Origin of the sequence: Devosia ginsengisoli (assembly GCF_024707105.1) — a bacterium.
Lineage (GTDB): Bacteria > Pseudomonadota > Alphaproteobacteria > Rhizobiales > Devosiaceae > Devosia > Devosia ginsengisoli_A.
This window is the reverse complement of record NZ_JANQAJ010000005.1, coordinates 131,101-146,923: the sequence shown is the minus strand read 5'-3', so window position 1 is coordinate 146,923 and position 15,823 is coordinate 131,101. Positions and strand designations below refer to the sequence as shown.

At 64.3% G+C, this 15,823-nt stretch carries 17 protein-coding genes; 12 read left to right on the top strand and 5 right to left on the bottom strand.

Translation table 11 applies throughout. From position 1 onward, the window contains the following. Positions 1–51: 51 nt before the first annotated feature. From NVV79_RS02185 to NVV79_RS02175, 3 genes are all read left to right on the top strand, one after another. On the top strand, positions 52–972 hold the full coding sequence (locus tag NVV79_RS02185; protein WP_303985811.1) for an ABC transporter substrate-binding protein: 921 nt from the start codon (positions 52–54) through the stop codon (positions 970–972). A 68-nt stretch (positions 973–1,040) separates the two neighbouring features. Then, on the top strand, positions 1,041–1,958 hold the full coding sequence (locus NVV79_RS02180) for an ABC transporter substrate-binding protein (protein ID WP_303985809.1): 918 nt from the start codon (positions 1,041–1,043) through the stop codon (positions 1,956–1,958). A 22-nt stretch (positions 1,959–1,980) separates the two neighbouring features. After that, complete coding sequence (locus tag NVV79_RS02175; protein WP_303985807.1) at positions 1,981–2,874, top strand: sucrase ferredoxin; 894 nt, start codon at positions 1,981–1,983, stop codon at positions 2,872–2,874. On the opposite strand, the gene NVV79_RS02170 is transcribed toward NVV79_RS02175, so the two are convergent. After that, positions 2,871–3,650, bottom strand: a complete 780-nt coding sequence (locus tag NVV79_RS02170) for an ABC transporter ATP-binding protein (protein ID WP_303985804.1) — start codon at positions 3,648–3,650, stop codon at positions 2,871–2,873. The two genes, NVV79_RS02175 and NVV79_RS02170, sit on opposite strands and share 4 nt — an antisense overlap. 82 nt (positions 3,651–3,732) lie before the next feature. On the opposite strand from NVV79_RS02170, the gene NVV79_RS02165 reads away from it, so the two are divergent. From NVV79_RS02165 to NVV79_RS02135, 7 genes are read left to right on the top strand one after another with little or no spacing between them, the layout of a single operon-like run. Then, a complete protein-coding gene (locus NVV79_RS02165; protein WP_146292367.1) occupies positions 3,733–4,158 on the top strand; it encodes a hypothetical protein in 426 nt (141 codons plus the stop codon). A 9-nt stretch (positions 4,159–4,167) separates the two neighbouring features. Then, positions 4,168–5,157 carry a PQQ-dependent catabolism-associated beta-propeller protein gene (locus NVV79_RS02160; RefSeq protein WP_303985798.1) on the top strand — a complete coding sequence of 330 codons (990 nt, stop codon included), beginning with the start codon at positions 4,168–4,170 and terminating at the stop codon, positions 5,155–5,157. Then, positions 5,150–6,370, top strand: coding sequence for an ABC transporter substrate-binding protein (locus tag NVV79_RS02155; protein ID WP_303985795.1), 1,221 nt, complete (start codon positions 5,150–5,152; stop codon positions 6,368–6,370). The genes NVV79_RS02160 and NVV79_RS02155 overlap by 8 nt, the downstream gene beginning before the upstream one ends. An 11-nt stretch (positions 6,371–6,381) precedes the next feature. Next, positions 6,382–7,227, top strand: coding sequence for an ABC transporter permease (locus tag NVV79_RS02150; protein ID WP_303985792.1), 846 nt, complete (start codon positions 6,382–6,384; stop codon positions 7,225–7,227). Then, positions 7,227–7,526, top strand: coding sequence for a hypothetical protein (locus NVV79_RS02145; protein WP_303985789.1), 300 nt, complete (start codon positions 7,227–7,229; stop codon positions 7,524–7,526). Before NVV79_RS02150 ends, NVV79_RS02145 begins: the two co-directional genes overlap by 1 nt. Beyond that, complete coding sequence (locus NVV79_RS02140) at positions 7,487–7,990, top strand: ABC transporter permease (RefSeq protein ID WP_303985787.1); 504 nt, start codon at positions 7,487–7,489, stop codon at positions 7,988–7,990. Before NVV79_RS02145 ends, NVV79_RS02140 begins: the two co-directional genes overlap by 40 nt. A 2-nt stretch (positions 7,991–7,992) precedes the next feature. Beyond that, on the top strand, positions 7,993–8,712 hold the full coding sequence (locus tag NVV79_RS02135) for a hypothetical protein (RefSeq protein ID WP_303985785.1): 720 nt from the start codon (positions 7,993–7,995) through the stop codon (positions 8,710–8,712). Here the strand turns inward: NVV79_RS02135 and NVV79_RS02130 are convergent. Together NVV79_RS02130 and NVV79_RS02125 are read right to left on the bottom strand one after the other, a co-directional pair. Further along, positions 8,699–9,511 (bottom strand): ABC transporter ATP-binding protein, encoded by an 813-nt coding sequence (locus NVV79_RS02130; RefSeq protein WP_303985784.1) that lies wholly within the window; start codon positions 9,509–9,511, stop codon positions 8,699–8,701. The two genes, NVV79_RS02135 and NVV79_RS02130, sit on opposite strands and share 14 nt — an antisense overlap. After that, positions 9,508–10,515: an ABC transporter substrate-binding protein gene (locus NVV79_RS02125; RefSeq protein WP_303985782.1), complete on the bottom strand. Its 1,008-nt coding sequence runs from the start codon at positions 10,513–10,515 to the stop codon at positions 9,508–9,510. Before NVV79_RS02125 ends, NVV79_RS02130 begins: the two co-directional genes overlap by 4 nt. 180 nt (positions 10,516–10,695) lie before the next feature. Between NVV79_RS02125 and NVV79_RS02120 the strand changes: the two genes are divergently transcribed. Together NVV79_RS02120 and NVV79_RS02115 are read left to right on the top strand one after the other, a co-directional pair. Then, entirely contained in the window at positions 10,696–12,306 is a 1,611-nt protein-coding gene (locus NVV79_RS02120) for a PQQ-binding-like beta-propeller repeat protein (protein WP_303985780.1), read from the top strand. Further along, positions 12,303–13,040, top strand: a complete 738-nt coding sequence (locus NVV79_RS02115) for a pentapeptide repeat-containing protein (protein ID WP_303985778.1) — start codon at positions 12,303–12,305, stop codon at positions 13,038–13,040. The genes NVV79_RS02120 and NVV79_RS02115 overlap by 4 nt, the downstream gene beginning before the upstream one ends. A 53-nt stretch (positions 13,041–13,093) precedes the next feature. Here NVV79_RS02115 and NVV79_RS02110 read toward each other — a convergent pair whose 3' ends face one another. Both NVV79_RS02110 and NVV79_RS02105 read right to left on the bottom strand, forming a co-directional pair. Next, the gene (locus tag NVV79_RS02110; protein ID WP_303985776.1) at positions 13,094–13,960 is read right to left on the bottom strand and encodes an SMP-30/gluconolactonase/LRE family protein; all 867 of its coding nucleotides are present in this window, start codon (positions 13,958–13,960) and stop codon (positions 13,094–13,096) included. Between the two features lie 109 nt (positions 13,961–14,069). Beyond that, the gene (locus tag NVV79_RS02105; RefSeq protein ID WP_303985774.1) at positions 14,070–15,818 is read right to left on the bottom strand and encodes a PQQ-dependent dehydrogenase, methanol/ethanol family; all 1,749 of its coding nucleotides are present in this window, start codon (positions 15,816–15,818) and stop codon (positions 14,070–14,072) included. Positions 15,819–15,823: the final 5 nt, after the last annotated feature.

The following is a 15,823-nucleotide window of genomic DNA, read 5'->3' as shown; positions in this document are numbered from 1 at the left end:
CTGTTTGCCCAAACCATTTTCTGACCCTTCCTGTCAAGTTACGAGGTTGCAATGTCCACTTTTCGTCAGTTGGCCGCGATAGCCATCGGCGTTACTGCCATGGCTATCGCCCCCGCGGTCCTGGCCCGCGAGATTACCCATGCCATGGGCGTTACCGACGTACCTGATAATCCGCAGCGCATCATCGTGCTGACCAATGAGGGCACCGAGGCATTGCTGGCTGTGGGCATCACACCGGTCGGCGCCGTCAAGTCGTTCCTCGGCGATCCCTGGTATGACCATATCGCCGCCGAGATGGCCGATGTCACCGTGGTCGGCGAGGAATCGGCGCTCAACCTGGAAGCCATCGCCGCCCTGCAGCCCGACCTGATCATCGGCAACAAGACGCGCCAGGAAAAGGTCTATGAGCAGCTCTCCGCCATTGCCCCGACGGTGATGGCCGAGCGCCTGCGCGGCGACTGGAAGATCAATATGGCGCTCTATACCGACGCCGCCGGCAAGGGCGCGGAAGGGGCGGCAGCGCTCGCCGCCTTCGACGCCCGCGCCGTCAAGCTGGGCGAGGAAGCCGGCCCGCTGCTGGACGAGCAGATCTCGCTTGTCCGCTTCATGTCCGGCCTGACGCGCATCTATTACAACGACACCTTTGCCGGGCTGATCCTCAATCAGATCGGCTTCCATCGCCCGCCGGCGCAGGACAACCCGACCTTTGCCGATGATGTCGGCAAGGAGCGCATCCCGGACTTTGCCGGCGATCGGCTGTTCTACTTCGTCTACGAAACCGGGGACGGTGCCGGCGACAGCCAGGCTGCGGACTGGACGGCCGACCCGCTGTGGCAGAATCTCGACGTGGTCAAAGCCGGCAAGGCCTACATGGTCTCCGACGCCATCTGGAATACGGCCGGTGGCATCATCGCCGCCAACCTGATGCTCGACGACGTTGAACGCTTCTACGAGCTGCCCTCGACCCGCTGAGCCCATGCTTCGGCGCCCTTTCTCCCAAGGGCGCCGAATTTCCCTACCCTTCCCGACCGAGACCCACCATGTTCAGAACCCTCCTTGCCGCAGCCCTGCTGGCCTTGGGCCTCGCCGCCCCGACAGCCGCCCGCGAAATCACCCATGTGATGGGCGTTACCGAAGTGCCCGACGCGCCGCAGCGCGTTGTCATCCTGACCAATGAAGGCACCGAAGCGCTGCTGCATCTGGGCGTGGTGCCGGTCGGCGCCGCCCAATCCTGGGATGGCGATCCCTGGTATGACCATATTGCCGGCCCGCTGGCCGATACGGTGCCGCTGGGCACCGAAAGCGGTATCAACCTCGAAATCCTCGCCGCGCTGGAGCCCGACCTGATCATCGGCAACAAGGTGCGCCAGGAGAAGATCTACGACCAGCTCAGCGCCATCGCCCCCACGGTCTATGCCGAGGACCTTTCGGGGGACTGGCAGAAGAACTACCAGTTCTATGCCGATGTGCTGGGCCTGCACGAGCAGGGCGCCGCCAATCTCGCCGCTTTCAATACCCGCGCCGCCGCCATCGGTGCATCGCTGGGCGACAGCATCAATGAGACGATCTCGCTGGTGCGCTTCTCGCCCGGTCGCACCCGCATCTACTACAAGGACACCTTTGCCGGCGTCATCCTCGACAAGGTCGGCCTCAAGCGCCCGGCGCCACAGGATCGCCAGGAGTTTGCCGAGGAAGTGCAGAAGGAACGCATTCCGGACATGGATGGCGACCGCATCTTCTATTTCTCGGCCGATGCCGATCCGGAAGAAGCCGTGGCCAACCTGGCCGAATGGACCAATGATCCGCTGTGGCTGAACCTTGAAGGCGTCAAGGCCGGCAAGGCGCAGCGGGTGAGCGAGCTGGTGTGGAATACCGGCGGCGGCATCTATTGCGCGCATATGATGCTGGACGAACTGGCCGCGATCTATGGCGTCGATCCCCAGGCGGTGACGGATTGATGCGCCTTCGGAAGCACAGGCCATGAGCCACCGCTTCTGCACCGACCTTGCCATCGCGCGCGGCGAGCCCCTCGAGGGTACCGGCGCGATGGCCGAGCGCCATCTGTTCCTGGCCTGGCCGAAGGGCAAATGGCGGCGGCCGCGCTATCAATCGGTCGACATGGACGAGGCACTGCAGGCAGCCATGCAGGGCGCCACCGGAAACGGGCGCTATGTCGGGCTGATCGACCGTGGCGAGGAGACCGAATTCCGGCTCTGGTCCTTCCCCGACATGCGCAGCGTGGTGGCCTCGTCGCAGGCCGAAGCGGCGGCGCTGATCGCAGCATGGGGCGATGGCACGCCGCTTGATGGAGAGGCCCTGCCCCGGCGCGTCATCCTCTGCTGCACCGACGCCAAGATCGATTCCTGCTGCGCCCGCTATGGCTTTCCGCTCTACAAGGCGCTGCGGGCCCAGGCTGCTGCCCATGGCTTCGACGTGCTGCAATGCACCCATATTGGCGGCTGCCACTTTGCCCCATCCGTCATCGTCATGCCGCAACGCCATCGCTATGGACGGCTGACCCCCGCCGAGGTACCGGCGCTGCTGGAAACGTTGGCCGACAATCGCATCTATCTGTCGGCCTTCAAGGGACGGCCGGACCTGCAGCCGGACGGGCAACTCGCCGAAATCGCAGCCATGCGCTGGGCCGAGGCCCGGGGCGTATCGCAGGCGCAGGTGCGGATCGTGGAGACGCTGGCGGTCGAACCGGGGCGCTGTTCGGTGCGGCTCAGGGTCGGCGACAGTGACTTGCTGGTCAGGTTGCGGCAGCAAGCCTTCGAGGTCCATGGCAATTGCCGCGACCTCGATGCCGGACCCGGCAAGATGGTGGACCGCTGGCTGCTGGAGCAGGTGCAGGCTCCGGGCGAAAGCGGCTAGGCCGCAGCGTCGGTATCCGCAGTCAGCCCAAGGAAGGCATTGCCGAGATCGGCGGGTTGGCTGCGGGCGGCCAGTTCGGCGGGAACACCCTCGAAAACGACGTTACCCCGGTTCAGCACCACGATGCGATCGCCCATGGCGGCCTCGTCGACCAGATGGGTGGTCCACAATATCCCCATGCCGGAGGCGCGCAGCGACAGGATATGGGTGAGGATGTCGCGACGGCTGGCCGGATCGAGCCCTACCGTGGCTTCATCCATCACCAGCAGGCGCGGTTCATGCAGCAAGGCGCGGGCCAGCTCGACCCGGCGGCGATTGCCGCCCGACAGTTCGCGGGCGGGGGAGCGCAGGCGCTCGGTCAATCCGAAACGCTCGGCGGCGGCGGCGATACGCGTCCGGACCTGACTGCCGGGCAATCCGTGCAATTCGGCATGAAAACGCAGATTGGCCTCGACCGACAATTCAAGATCCAGGGTGGGTTGCTGGAACACAACGCCGAGCTGGGCAAGCGCCCGGACGATTCCCGAACGCAGGTCATGACCGCAAATCGCGATGCTACCGCGATCGGGCGTGAAAAGGCCGGTAATCAGTTGCAGCAGGGTGGATTTTCCCGCCCCGTTCGGCCCCAGCAGCACGACGAGTTCGCCGGGGCGGACGGTGATATCCACCCCATCCAGCGCCGGCTTGCCATCATAGGCCTTGGCGACGCCGGTAGCTTGCAGCAAAGGGACGGTGGCGGGGTCGAATGCGACTTTTGGGTGGGTCGATATGGACATAATCACGTTGACGGAACTGGTATGGATGTCACTATACACAGGTCGAACCGAACGACACCATATCGTTGAGAGGATACTTTAAATGTTTGCCGCCAGAGCTTTTTTTGCCGCTTCCGCCCTTTGCCTCACCCTGTCGGCGGCCCAGGCGGAGGGTAATTTCGCCTCCCAGCCGACCGAGCTCGAACCGCTGGTGATGAGCGGGGCGGACCTCACCTTTTCGGTGACCGAATACACGCTCGAAACCGGCAAATATTACAAGTGGCGCATCGAGAGCGACGGGCTGGAAGAGTTCCGCGTGAACGCGCCCGAACTGTGGCGCGCGTCGTGGATCAACCAGGTGGTGATCAACGATATCGAGGTGAAGCCGCTAGGCGCCATCTATGGCGTGGAATTCGACGACGAGGGCGGGGCCGACATCTTCTTCGTGCCGCTGCTGCCCGGCAATTACGAATTCAGCGCCCCCGGCTTCGAGAGCCGCGGCATGACCGGCACCTTCGTGGTCCGCTAGGCCAGCGCCATGACACATTTGCACAAAATAGTGCCGGCCCTGTTCGGGGCGATGCTGGGCATTGCCGGTATCCTGCCGGCAGCGGCGGTCGATACCGGGCTCGTCTTCGTCAGCAACGAGCGCTCCAACAATATCGCGGTCATCGACCCGGCCAAGGACAATACCATCGTCAAGCTCATCGCGACGGCCGGCCGGCCGCGCGACATGAGCTTCAACCAGGGCCATACGCTGCTCTATGTGGCGTGCGGCGATGACGACGTCATTCAGGTCATCGACGTGGCCAAACTCGAAGTGGTGGACAATATCCCGACCGGGCGGAGCCCGGAAATGTTCCGACTCAGCCACGATGACGCGCTGATCTATGTGTCCAACGAGGAAACCTCGACGGTGCAGGTCATCGACGTGGCCAGCAAGGCCATCATGTTCGAGGTCCCCACCGGGGCCGAGCCCGAGGGCATCGCGCTCAGCTCCGACGGCAAGACGCTCTATGCCACGTCCGAAGTGGCGGACATGGTGCATGTGATCGATGCCGAGGAAGGCGTGGTGATGGAGAACGTGCTGGTGGAAACCCGCCCGCGCCGCTTCATCCAGCCCAGCGACGCCGAGATCTGGGTCTCCAACGAATTGTCGGGCACGGTCTCGATCATCGACCTCACCACGTTCGAGGTTGCCGAGACGCTGGAATTCCTGCCTCCCGGCTTCCGCGCGGTCGACGTGACGCCGGTCGGCATGTCGATGACCCATGACGGCAAGACGGCCATTGTGGGACTGGGCCGCGCCAACCACGTGGCTTTCGTCGATATCGCGACGCGCGAAATCGAGACCTATGTGCTGGTGGGCAGCCGCGCCTGGGGCACCGACATTTCGCGCGACGACAAGGTGCTCTACGTCGCCAACGGCCTCAGCGACGACCTGTCCATCATCGACATGGAATCGCGGACCAATGTGCTGACCCTGCCGGTCGGTCGCATCCCGCATTCGGTGGTGATCGATGACTAGGACCCTGCGCAAGGCGCTTGCCGGCATCGCTATGGCGATGCTGGCAAGCGCCGCCATGCCGGTTGTAGCGCAGCCGGCCCCGGCTGCGCAGGCGGAAGCGGCCGAGCACGTGAAGATCGGCTATGTCGAGCTCGACAACGATCCGCGCTACGCGGCCGCGGGCGCCTTTGCGGGCATCCAGTTCTACACCCTGGCCCGGCCCTTTACCGGCGCCGAGGTAGGGCTGGATGATGCGCAGGATATCGGCCGCCTGCTCGGCATCGACTTCGCGCTGGAAAAGGCCAGTGCCGATTCGACGGCGGCATTGACCGAAACCATTGCCGGCTGGGTCGATGATGGTATCAGCTTCGTCGTGGCCGACCTGCCGGCCGATGCGCTGGTGGAGCTGGCCGATGCGCTGGCCGGCCAGCCGGTGATGCTGATCAACGTTTCGGCGCCCGACGATGCTTTGCGGGGCGAGCAGTGCCGCGCCAATGTGCTGCATACCTATCCCAGCCAGGCCATGCTGACAGATGCGCTGGGGCAGTATCTGGCGGTGAAGAACTGGCGCCGCGCGCTGGTGTTGCAGGGGCCGCAGCCGGATGATGCGCTGATGGTGGAGGCCTTCCGCCGTACGGCACAGAAATTCGGGCTGACCATCGTGGAGGAGCGGCAAGCGCTGCTCACCAACGACCCCAATGCCCGCGAGCAGAGCAATGTGGCCCTGATGACCGAGGGCGTCGACTATGATGTCGTCTTCGTCGCCGACCACGGCTTCGAGATCGGCCGCTATGTGCCCTACCAGACCAGCCTGCCCCGTCCGGTCGTGGGCAGCGCGGGCCTGGTTCCGGAAGCCTGGACCTGGAGCTGGGACCAGGATGCGGGGGCGCAATTGCAGCATCGCTACGAGGACAAGGCCCTGCCCTATCGCATGAATAGTGGTGGCTGGGCGGCCTGGGTGGCGGTGGAAGCCATCGGTTCGGCGGTGGTGCGCACCAAGAACGGCGATTTCGACGCGCTGCGGGACTATCTGCTGCGCGAACGGCTCAACCTCGACACGGTCAAGGGCAATCCCGGCAGCTTCCGCAGCTGGGACCATCAGTTGCGCCAGCCGCTGCTGCTGGCGACGCCCGATGCGGTGATCGCGCGGGCGCCGTTCACCGAATTCCTGCACGAGGTCAACGATCTCGATACACTGGGTGTCGACGCGCCCGAAACCCAGTGCAGCTTCTAGGAGAGCAGGTCATGGCCTCCGCATTGCCGGTCGATAGCCCAGCCAGGCTGGGACCGGCCATGCATGCCCTGGTGGCCCTCAAGGCCATCGTGGCGCGCGAGCTGACCAAGTTCGTGCGGCAGTGGAGCCGGCTGGTCTCGGCGCTAGTGCGGCCGGCGCTGTGGCTCATCGTGGTGGCGGCCGGCTTCCAGAATGTGCTGGGCGTTTCGATCATCGCGCCCTACCGCACCTACATCACCTACCAGGAATACATGCTGCCCGGCCTGCTTGGGATGATGCTGCTGTTCAACGGCATGCAATCGTCGCTGTCGCTAGTCTATGACCGCGAAATGGGCATGATGCGCCTGCTGCTGACCGCGCCAATGCCGCGCTGGTATGTGCTGTTCGCCAAGCTGCTGGCGGGCACACTGCTGTCGCTGGCGCAGGCCTATGCGTTCCTGTTGGTCGCCCGCCTGTTCAATGTGCAGATTCCACTCGGTGGATGGCTGACCGTGCTGCCGGCGCTGCTGGTGGCCGGACTGATGCTGGGATCGATCGGGCTGGTGCTGTCGGTCTATATAAGGCAGCTGGAAAACTTCGCAGGCACGATGAATTTCGTGATCTTTCCCATGTTCTTCTGCTCGAGCGCGCTCTATCCGTTGTGGAAGCTGCGCGAGAGCGGCGCCAGCTTTCTATGGTGGGTGGCACAGGCCAATCCCTTCACCCATGCCGTCGAGCTTATCCGCTTTGCTGCCTATGGCCAGTTCAACGCAGTCGCGCTGCTGGTGGTGCTAGGCGTGGGGATTGTGTCCTTCCTGCTGGCAGTGTTCGGCTATGATCCGCAGCGCGGACAGATGATGCGGAAGGGGCGCGAGTGATGGAGCGCGGCAATCAGCCGATCTGGCTTTACCGGGTGCTGGTGGTGGTGGCGCTCGTCATCGTGTGGTGGCTGGCCTCGCTGGTTGCCGGGCGCAACCTGATCCCGGCGCCGCCGGCGGTATTCGAAGCTGCGGTAAGGCTGTTCGGCGACGGCACCATTTATGAAGCCACGGCCAGTTCGCTCGGCATCTATGTGACCGGCCTGCTGCTGGCCATCGCCATCGGCCTGCCGATGGGGCTGATAGCGGGGGTGTACCGGTGGTGGGGCGCACGCTCGATCCATTCTTCAACGCGCTGATGGCGACACCCCGCGTGGCCTTCATTCCGCTCATCATCGTGCTATTGGGGCTGGGTTTCTGGGCCAAGATCACAGTGGTGGCGCTGGGTGCGGTCATGCCCATCCTGATCAATACCTATGCCGGGGTGCGCAACGGGGATGCCGAACTGGTGGAAATGGCCCGGTCGGCCGGGGCCAGGCCGGGGCAGGTTTTCAGCAAGATCCTGCTGCCGGGGGCGGCGCCCTTCATCATGGTGGGCCTGCGGCTTGGCGCGACGATCGGGCTGATCAATACCGTGGTCGCCGAGCTCTATACGGCCGTGCAGGGCCTGGGTGGCCTGCTGGCCATCTACGGAAATACATTCCGCATGGCGCCCTATTTCGTGGTGGTGCTGATCCTGGCATGCCTGGGCATTGCGGTTGCCGAATTGTTGCGGCTGGTGGAGCGGCGGCTCGACCGCTGGCGCATCGGCACTGGAGGTTGACGATGAAACATCTGCTGGCCCTCGCGGCCGTATTCTGTCTGGCAGGTTCGGTGCATGCCGCCGAGCCACGCGCCGAAATCTGGGACATTCCGCTGGGCACGCCGGTGGGCGAGATCAATGCGGATTTCGCCGACCTGGCCTGTGGCAGCAATGGCGGCCCGCCCTCGCGGCGGCTGGCCAGCTTTGCCGACTTCGCCACCTGCCGGCCGGAGAAAAGCGGGCTGCATGAGGTCTATTTCCGCTATGACGACGAACAGGAATATATTGCCCGCTCGCTGGAGCAGCGGCGCGATGTGCTGCGGTTCGGCGGTACGGTGGTATTCGGCTTTCCGGTGGTGGCCTCGCTGCTGATCGATGGCGAGGGGCTGGTCCAGGGCCGGCGCCTGGTGACCGATCCGCGGCCGGCCAACCAAACCAGCCGTCCGCGCTATGAGTTCTGGACATTGGGCAACCTGCTGCGCAACCATTTCGGCAGCGACTGGGCCTGCACCGATATCGAACCAGCCGCCGGAGAAAATCCGGTCGGGACTTATTTCGTCAAGTCCGACTGCGCGCTCGACAGCGAGGCGGGCCGTTTCAGCGTGGGCCAGCATTACCTGCAAAAGCGTGGCCAGAGCTTTATCGACCCGGTGACGACGCGCTTCCAGCCCGACGCTTTCGACAGCATGACGCGGTTCGAGCAATTGGCACCGGGCTTCGAAGCGGCGGTCAGCCCCGGTTGAAGAAGGGCGAATTGGGGTCCTCGGTGATGAGGGCCCGGATGATGCCGGTCAGTTCATTGCGCAAGGCGATGAAAGCGGGGCTGGTGCGCACCTCGTCGCGGCGCGGGCGCGGCAGGTCGATGGGCACGATGTGGCGCAGGGAATTGGGGGCGGCGCCCATGACCACGACGCGGTCGGCCAGCAGGATCGCCTCTTCCACGCTATGGGTGACGAAGAGTGCGGTCGCCCGCCTTTCGCTCCACAATTGCAACAATTCGAGCTGCATGATCTCGCGGGTCTGTGCATCGAGGCTGGCAAAGGGCTCGTCGAGCAGCAGGATCGACGGCTCGGTCGCCAGCGCGCGGGCTAAAGCCACGCGCTGCTTCATGCCGCCCGAGAGTTCTGCGGGATAGGCGCCGGCATAGCGGCTGAGCCCGACCCGATCGAGCAGGCGAGTCACGGTCTCCTGCCGACGCGCCGGTTCGACCCCGGCCAGTTCGAGCCCGAAGCCGACATTGCGTGCCGCCGTGGCCCAGGGGATCAACCGGAACGACTGGAAGACGAAGCCCATATCGGGGCCTGGAACGGGCGTGCGCTCGCCGACCGTTACGCTGCCGCCGTCGGGCTTGAGCAAGCCGTTGACCAGCCGCAGCAAGGTGGTCTTGCCGCAGCCCGACGGCCCCAGAATGGTGACGAATTCGCCTGGCGCGATGTCGAGCGAAAAGTCGGCCACCGCAGTGGTGACTGTTCCACCCGGTCGGCCGAAGCTCTTTTCGACATGCTTGAGGACGATGCCCGGCTGGCCAGGGTTCGCGATCACCGGTCGGCAGGGTCCAGATCGGGAGCGGTGCCGAGGGCAGCCAGTACCTCGTCGGCCACGGTGAAATCCACCCAGGCATCAAGACCAACAGGTTCAAGACCGGCGAAATCTTCGCCCTTGAAATTCCAGTCGGCCGTGAAGGCCAGTTCCCTGGCGCTCAACCCGCCATTGACGCTCCAGCTCCTGGCATAGGCGGCGGCAAGGCTTTCGAAGTCCGCCCGGGCTAGGTCCGGCCGGGCTGTGGCCATGGCGTCGACCCAGATGGCGGGATCGGCGGCGATATCGCGGGACAGCTTGACCAGCGCGGTCACGACAGCCACGACGTCGCTCCGGCGCTCGGCGAGGACCTGGGGCGTCACGACATTGACCTTGCTGACGACAGGCGCGGCGGCGAAATAGGCGTCCGGGTCCACGAGGATGTGCATGCCGGCCTGGTCCGGCAGGGTGGTCCAGGTGCCCAATGACATGGTAGTGGCGTCGATCTGCCCGGCAGCGAGCGCCTGGGCGCGGGCGGCGGGTTGGCCGAGGGCAACCTGGTCGAGCGCGGCCATATCGACGCCCTGGGCGGCCAGCACCTGCTCGCTCAGCCCTTGATCGACACTGCCGACCCGGCCGATGCCGAAGCTGTGGCCAGGGAGTGCCGCCACGTCGCCGATCGCATCCTGCGCGGCGATCATGAAGAATAGCGACTTGCTCGGCGAGGTTACGGCGCGCAGGTCGAGCTGGCCGCTGGCCACCAGTTGCAGCGCGGTATCGACACCGACATTGGCCATCTCGCCTTCACCGGCCTGCAAAGCAACGACGGCCAGCGGGGTCTGCTGTACGCGCACCAGTTCGACATCGACGCCTTCGCGCTCGAAATAGCCGAGCGACAAAGCCAGATCCATGACCGAATTGGGCACAAGCGGCGGCTCAAGATCGGTAACGATGAGCCGGAACGGCGCCGCGGCAGCCGGGGCCGTCAGGACGGCGGCAATGGCGAGGCTGGCAATGAATTTGAACATTCGAACGCACTCCCTGTTATTCCGAACAATATAGCCGCGGGGCAGCGGCAGGACACCGAAAAAAATTGCCTTTCGGGCAGGGATGTTTGCTGCAGTTGCCTTGCCCCAAAACATTCTGGCGGTTAGAGTTTTTCCTCAAATCACGCTGCACCGCAAATCGGTCAGGCGGAAGGAGAAGCCATGATCGGCAAGCTGCGGCGGGGCGTATTCGGCGGCCTTGCACTATCACTCCTGGCCACGATGATGGCCAGTGCCGCGCCCATCACCCCAGAGCGCCTGTTGGCTACGGGAGACGAGCCGCAGAACTGGTTGATGGGAACCGGCGATTATCGCGCCCAGCGCTATTCGGGGCTGGACGCGCTCAGCGCCGAGAACGCAGCGCGCCTCAAGCTGCTGTTCACCGTGTCGCTTGGCCCGATCTCGGTCGGCGAAGGGTTTGAGCATACGCGGCTGTCGGCGCCTCTGGTCGAGGACGGCATGGCCTATATGGTCGATCCGTTCGGCGTGGTCTATCGGATCGATGTCACCAGCGGCGTCAATGGCCACATCATGTGGACGTCGCCCCGGCTGGAGCAGGAGATGGACCCGTGGCTGATCGGCCAGTGGAGCCTGACCCTGCATGGCAACTCCGTCATCCTGGCGGCCGGTGATGGACGGCTGTTCTGGATCGACCGGGAATCCGGCGCGGTGACGCGCACGGCCACAGCGGCGGACCCGGCGACCGGCTATGTGCTGTCGGCCCCACCGGTGCTGGTCGGCGACACGCTGGTGATCGGCGGCGCCGGTGGCGACCGGGGCGCAAGGCCGCAACTGACGGGGCTCGATGCCAATGACGGTTCCGTCAAATGGCGCAGCTTCCTCACCGGAGAGGATTTCACCGCCGGCGCCTCGATCCTGCGGACGGGCGCCTATGACGCCGAGTCGGGACTGGTGCTGTGGAGCACTGATGGTCCCGCATCGGCTTATGGCGAGACGTTGCGCGGCGGCGACAATGCGACCAATACCTTGCTGGCCATAGATCCGGACAGCGGCACCATTGCCTGGCAGCGACCACTGCTGGCCAGCGATGTGCTGGGATTCAACGACGCGGCAACGCCCGTACTGCTGCCCGAAGGCAATGCGGTGCAGGCGGGTGACGATGGCTTCGTACGCCGGTTCGACGTGACCAGCGGCACGCTCGATTATGCCGAACCCTATGTGACCGGCCTCGACTGGTATGGCGAACGCGACGCGGTCGGCGCGCCCATTTCGACCGGCAACGCCGTGAGCCCCCCGGGTTGTCCCAATATCCTGGCGGAAGACCATATGCCGGCCAGCTACAGCACGCGCACGGCTCTGCTCTATGCCGCGCAGAACAATGGCTGTCGCGCCGATCTGAGCGATATCGGCAACCTGGCCGGTGAGGACGAGGGCGGGCTTTATGCCCATAGCACGAGCACGACCGGCGCCCTGGCGGCGATCGATCCGGCCAATGGCGCTGTGGTGGCCGAGCATCTGTTCGACTATCCGCTGCAAAGCGGGTTGCTGACCACCGCGGGCGGATTGGTGATCGCGATGACCGCAGACGGCTCGCTGCATCTGCTCGACGATACCACGCTCGATACGGTCTGGAGCCAGCATGTTTCCTCGTTCATGGCAGCGCCACCGATGAGCTACAGCGTGGATGGGCGGCAATATATCGGCATGATCGTGGGCGGCGGACCGCTTTACAGCGAGATTTCGTTCCGCTCGCGCGATATGGCCGGGGTGCGGCACCTGGCAGTGTTCGCGGTATTTGGAGTGGAGCCATGAGACGTCTTGCAGCGCTGGCCATTGGCCTATTGCTGACCGGAGGGGTGCAGGCCCAGCCGGCGGATGTGGCGGCATTCCTCGATGGAACGAGCATCGACTGCCCCGGCTGCGACCTTGCCGGAGCCGATCTCAAGGGGCGGCCTCTGGCGGGCGCGAACCTTGCCGGCGCAGTGCTGACCGGCGCCAACCTGCATGCGGCGCAATTGGGCAAGGCCAATCTCGATGGGGCCGACCTTGGTGGCGCCACGCTGACGCGTGCCGATTTCAAGGGCGCGAGCCTGGTGGCGGCAAATCTGGAGGCGGTGCTGGCTTTCGGCGCAGACTTCTCCACCGCCAATCTCGCCGACGTCAACCTTGCAGCGGGACGGTTCCAGCATAGTCGGTTCACGCAGGTGCAGGCGCCGGGAGCGCAGGCGGAAGGGGCCGATTTCAAGAGGGCCAGTATGGCCGGTGTCAACTTCAAGCGGGCCGACCTGACCGAAGCCAATCTCAGCAATACCGATTTGCAAGGCGCCAATCTCTATGGTGTCACGGCAGAGCGGGCCGGGTTCGTGCAGGCCAATATGGTCGATATCGACATGCGTTTCGCCAAGGGGCAGCAGGTCGATTTCTGGTCCGCCGACATGACGCGCGGCCGGTTTTCGGGCGCCGACCTGCGCGGGGCCAACATGAGTCGCGCGAATTTCCGCTACGGCTTCTTCGAGGGCACCAAGCTGGGGCCGTTGCCGCAATGAAAACGGGCGCCTGCGCGGCGCCCGTTTGAACTCGCGTCAGTCGATTGCGGTCGCTATTCGATGGTGAAGGCCACCAGGGCGTTGGACTGGATCACCGGCACGACGACGACATTGCCGACATTGTCCTGATCGGCAGCGCCGGGACCGGCATTGCCGACCGTTTCGCTGGTGCCATCGGCCGAGACCTTGATGAGGTCGCCGGTAAAGTTATCGGTCACCAGCACGGCGCCGTCCGGCAGGCTCGACAGGCCATCGAGATTGCCGAGGGGTTCAGCAGAACCGAAATCGGTGATTTCCTTGGTTTCGAGATTCACGGACTTGATGTTGCCAGGCTTGATATTTTCGAAGCCGCCGGAGAGATCGCCGATCGAGGCGACGAGCACCTGGCCATCCACCAGCAGCAGTCCGTTGGCACCGGTCAGGGCCGGATCGGCAAGCCACTGGCTGAATTCGCCATTGTCTATGGCGTAGATCGAGCCGCTCATGGTTTCGGTGACCAGCACCCGCCCGTCGGGCAGGGCGAGAACGTCGTTGAAGAGGCCGTTTTCGACGGCATGGCGCTCGAGCACTTCGCCGCTGGTGGCGTCGATCTCGAGAACCTCGCCGTTCGAGGCCACGTAGAGCCGGCCATTGGCCATATCGATACCGCGCGGCGCGTTGAGGCCGTCGGTGAACTTTTCGGTGGCGATGGAACCGTCCGGATTGGCCTTGGTCACATAGCCCTGGCCGTTGGAGGACTGGTCCGGGCTGTTGATGTTGGTGACATAGATGGCGCCACCAGCCTCGTCATAGACCACCGATTCCGGCATGGCGTAGCCCTCGGCGCGCCAAGCTTCGGCGAGTTGGGCATGAGCCGGGGTGGACAGGACCGCCAGGACGGCGGTGGAGGCAGCGAGCAACCAGTGCGACGTATGGCGCATGTCGGTCTCCTATCAATGACTTTGAACAAAAGTTGCGCCCGCAGGCGCCTAGGGGTGCAATGCACCGGAAAAGAACTCCCCGGGAACCGGTCCCGGGGAGCGATGCGCGTTATTCCGCCGAAGCGACGGCGCCGTCCTTGACTTCGAAGACCCAGACCACGCCGCCCTGCGGCACGTCCGAGCTGATACCGAAGTGTTCGGCAATCACGGTGTTGTTGAACACCGCATCAACGCCGTAGCCGGCCTGCACGGCGACATACTGCTTGCCATCGACTTCGAAGGTCGAGGGCGTGCCGATGACGCCGGAGTTGAGCTTCTGTTCCCACAGCACATCACCGTTTTCCGCGTCATAGGCGCGGAACATGCGGTCATTGGTGCCGCCCGAGAAGATCAGGCCGCCGCCGGTCGCCAGGATCGGACCCCAGTTACCCGAGCGCGGGAACTTGTGCTCCCACTTCATCTCGCCGGTGGCTACGTCCCAGGCCTGGACCGAGCCGATATATTCGGCATCGTCGGTCACCTGGAATTCGAGCGAGTCGAAACCGATGAAGGGCTGGCCGGCTTCGTATTCAACTTCGGCGCCGGTCAGTTCGGTGCACATGTTGGCGTTGGCCGGGATGTAGAGCAGCCCGGTATCGGGGCTATAGGCCGTGGACGGCCAATCGCGACCGCCATGGACCGACGGGCAATAGGTCTTGGTCGTACCCGTGGACGGCTTCTTGCTCTCGTCATAGCTGAGGCGGCCCGTTTCCGGATCGATGGCGGTGACCACGTCGCCCGGAACGTATTTCTCGCCCCAGATGAAGTTGATCGGGCCTTCGGAGGTGCGCTCCAGCGCCCAGAGGATGCCGCTGCGGGTCGGATTGACCAGGCCCTTGACGGTTTCGCCATCCTTGTTGGGAAGGTCCACCAGGATCGGGGCCGTGACCTCGTCCCAGTCGAACGATTCATTGTGGTTGTACTGGAAGTGGCCCTTGATCTCACCGGTCTCGACATCCAGAGCGATGGTCGAGGCTGTATAGAGGTTGTCACCAGGACGCTGGTCACCCATCCAGGGACCGGCATTGCCGACGCCCCAATAGACCAGCTTGCTCTCGGGGTCGTAATTGCCCGTCGACCAGGTCGAGCCAGCACCGGTCACATAGGCACCCTCCGGCCAGGTATCGCCACCCGGCTCATCGGGGGCCGGGATGGTATAGGTCTTCCAGGCTTCTTCGCCGGTCTCGGCATCGTAAGCGGCCACGAAGCCGCGGATACCGTATTCACCGCCCGAGACGCCGATCAGCACCTTGCCGTCGGCAACCAGCGGCGCCAGTGTCATGTAATAGGCTTCATCGACATTGGCGACTTCGGTGGACCAAACTTCTTCGCCGGTCTTGGCGTCGAGCGCTACCAGCGTCGCGTCATGAGCGGCATAGAACACCTTGTCACCCAGCACGGCCACGCCACGATTGGTGGGGTGGGACGGGTTGGTGTTCTCGGTGATGTCGGCCGTGTATTTCCAGTAGAGCTGGCCGGTGGCCGCATTGAGCGCGAACACATGGTGCTCGGGCGTGGTGACGAACATCACGCCATTGACCACGACCGGTGGGGATTCGTGGCCTTCCACGACGCCGGTCGAATAGGACCAGGCCGGAACGAGCTGGGCCACGTTATCCTTGTTGATCTGGTCGAGCGGGCTATAGCCCTGACCATCATAGGTCCGGCGATACATGGGCCAGTCGCCCGGCGCCGGATTGATCAACTGGTCATCAGTGACCGGGGGGTAGTCAGTGATTCCAAAGGAATCCTGCGCGTAAACAGCGCCCAGCATCAGCACGGATGCCAGAGCTACAAAACCAAGATGCTTGGCTTGCATAATAT

What these genes read in the sequence shown, in the direction of transcription:
- NVV79_RS02185 (WP_303985811.1), top strand. Translation starts at nt 52, where the DNA reads ATGTCCACTTTTCGTCAGTTGGCCGCGATAGCCATCGGCGTTACTGCC.
- NVV79_RS02180 (WP_303985809.1), top strand. Translation starts at nt 1,041, where the DNA reads ATGTTCAGAACCCTCCTTGCCGCAGCCCTGCTGGCCTTGGGCCTCGCC.
- NVV79_RS02175 (WP_303985807.1), top strand. Translation starts at nt 1,981, where the DNA reads ATGAGCCACCGCTTCTGCACCGACCTTGCCATCGCGCGCGGCGAGCCC.
- NVV79_RS02170 (WP_303985804.1), bottom strand. Translation starts at nt 3,650, where the DNA reads ATGTCCATATCGACCCACCCAAAAGTCGCATTCGACCCCGCCACCGTC.
- NVV79_RS02165 (WP_146292367.1), top strand. Translation starts at nt 3,733, where the DNA reads ATGTTTGCCGCCAGAGCTTTTTTTGCCGCTTCCGCCCTTTGCCTCACC.
- NVV79_RS02160 (WP_303985798.1), top strand. Translation starts at nt 4,168, where the DNA reads ATGACACATTTGCACAAAATAGTGCCGGCCCTGTTCGGGGCGATGCTG.
- NVV79_RS02155 (WP_303985795.1), top strand. Translation starts at nt 5,150, where the DNA reads ATGACTAGGACCCTGCGCAAGGCGCTTGCCGGCATCGCTATGGCGATG.
- NVV79_RS02150 (WP_303985792.1), top strand. Translation starts at nt 6,382, where the DNA reads ATGGCCTCCGCATTGCCGGTCGATAGCCCAGCCAGGCTGGGACCGGCC.
- NVV79_RS02145 (WP_303985789.1), top strand. Translation starts at nt 7,227, where the DNA reads ATGGAGCGCGGCAATCAGCCGATCTGGCTTTACCGGGTGCTGGTGGTG.
- NVV79_RS02135 (WP_303985785.1), top strand. Translation starts at nt 7,993, where the DNA reads ATGAAACATCTGCTGGCCCTCGCGGCCGTATTCTGTCTGGCAGGTTCG.
- NVV79_RS02125 (WP_303985782.1), bottom strand. Translation starts at nt 10,515, where the DNA reads ATGTTCAAATTCATTGCCAGCCTCGCCATTGCCGCCGTCCTGACGGCC.
- NVV79_RS02120 (WP_303985780.1), top strand. Translation starts at nt 10,696, where the DNA reads ATGATCGGCAAGCTGCGGCGGGGCGTATTCGGCGGCCTTGCACTATCA.
- NVV79_RS02115 (WP_303985778.1), top strand. Translation starts at nt 12,303, where the DNA reads ATGAGACGTCTTGCAGCGCTGGCCATTGGCCTATTGCTGACCGGAGGG.
- NVV79_RS02110 (WP_303985776.1), bottom strand. Translation starts at nt 13,960, where the DNA reads ATGCGCCATACGTCGCACTGGTTGCTCGCTGCCTCCACCGCCGTCCTG.
- NVV79_RS02105 (WP_303985774.1), bottom strand. Translation starts at nt 15,818, where the DNA reads ATGCAAGCCAAGCATCTTGGTTTTGTAGCTCTGGCATCCGTGCTGATG.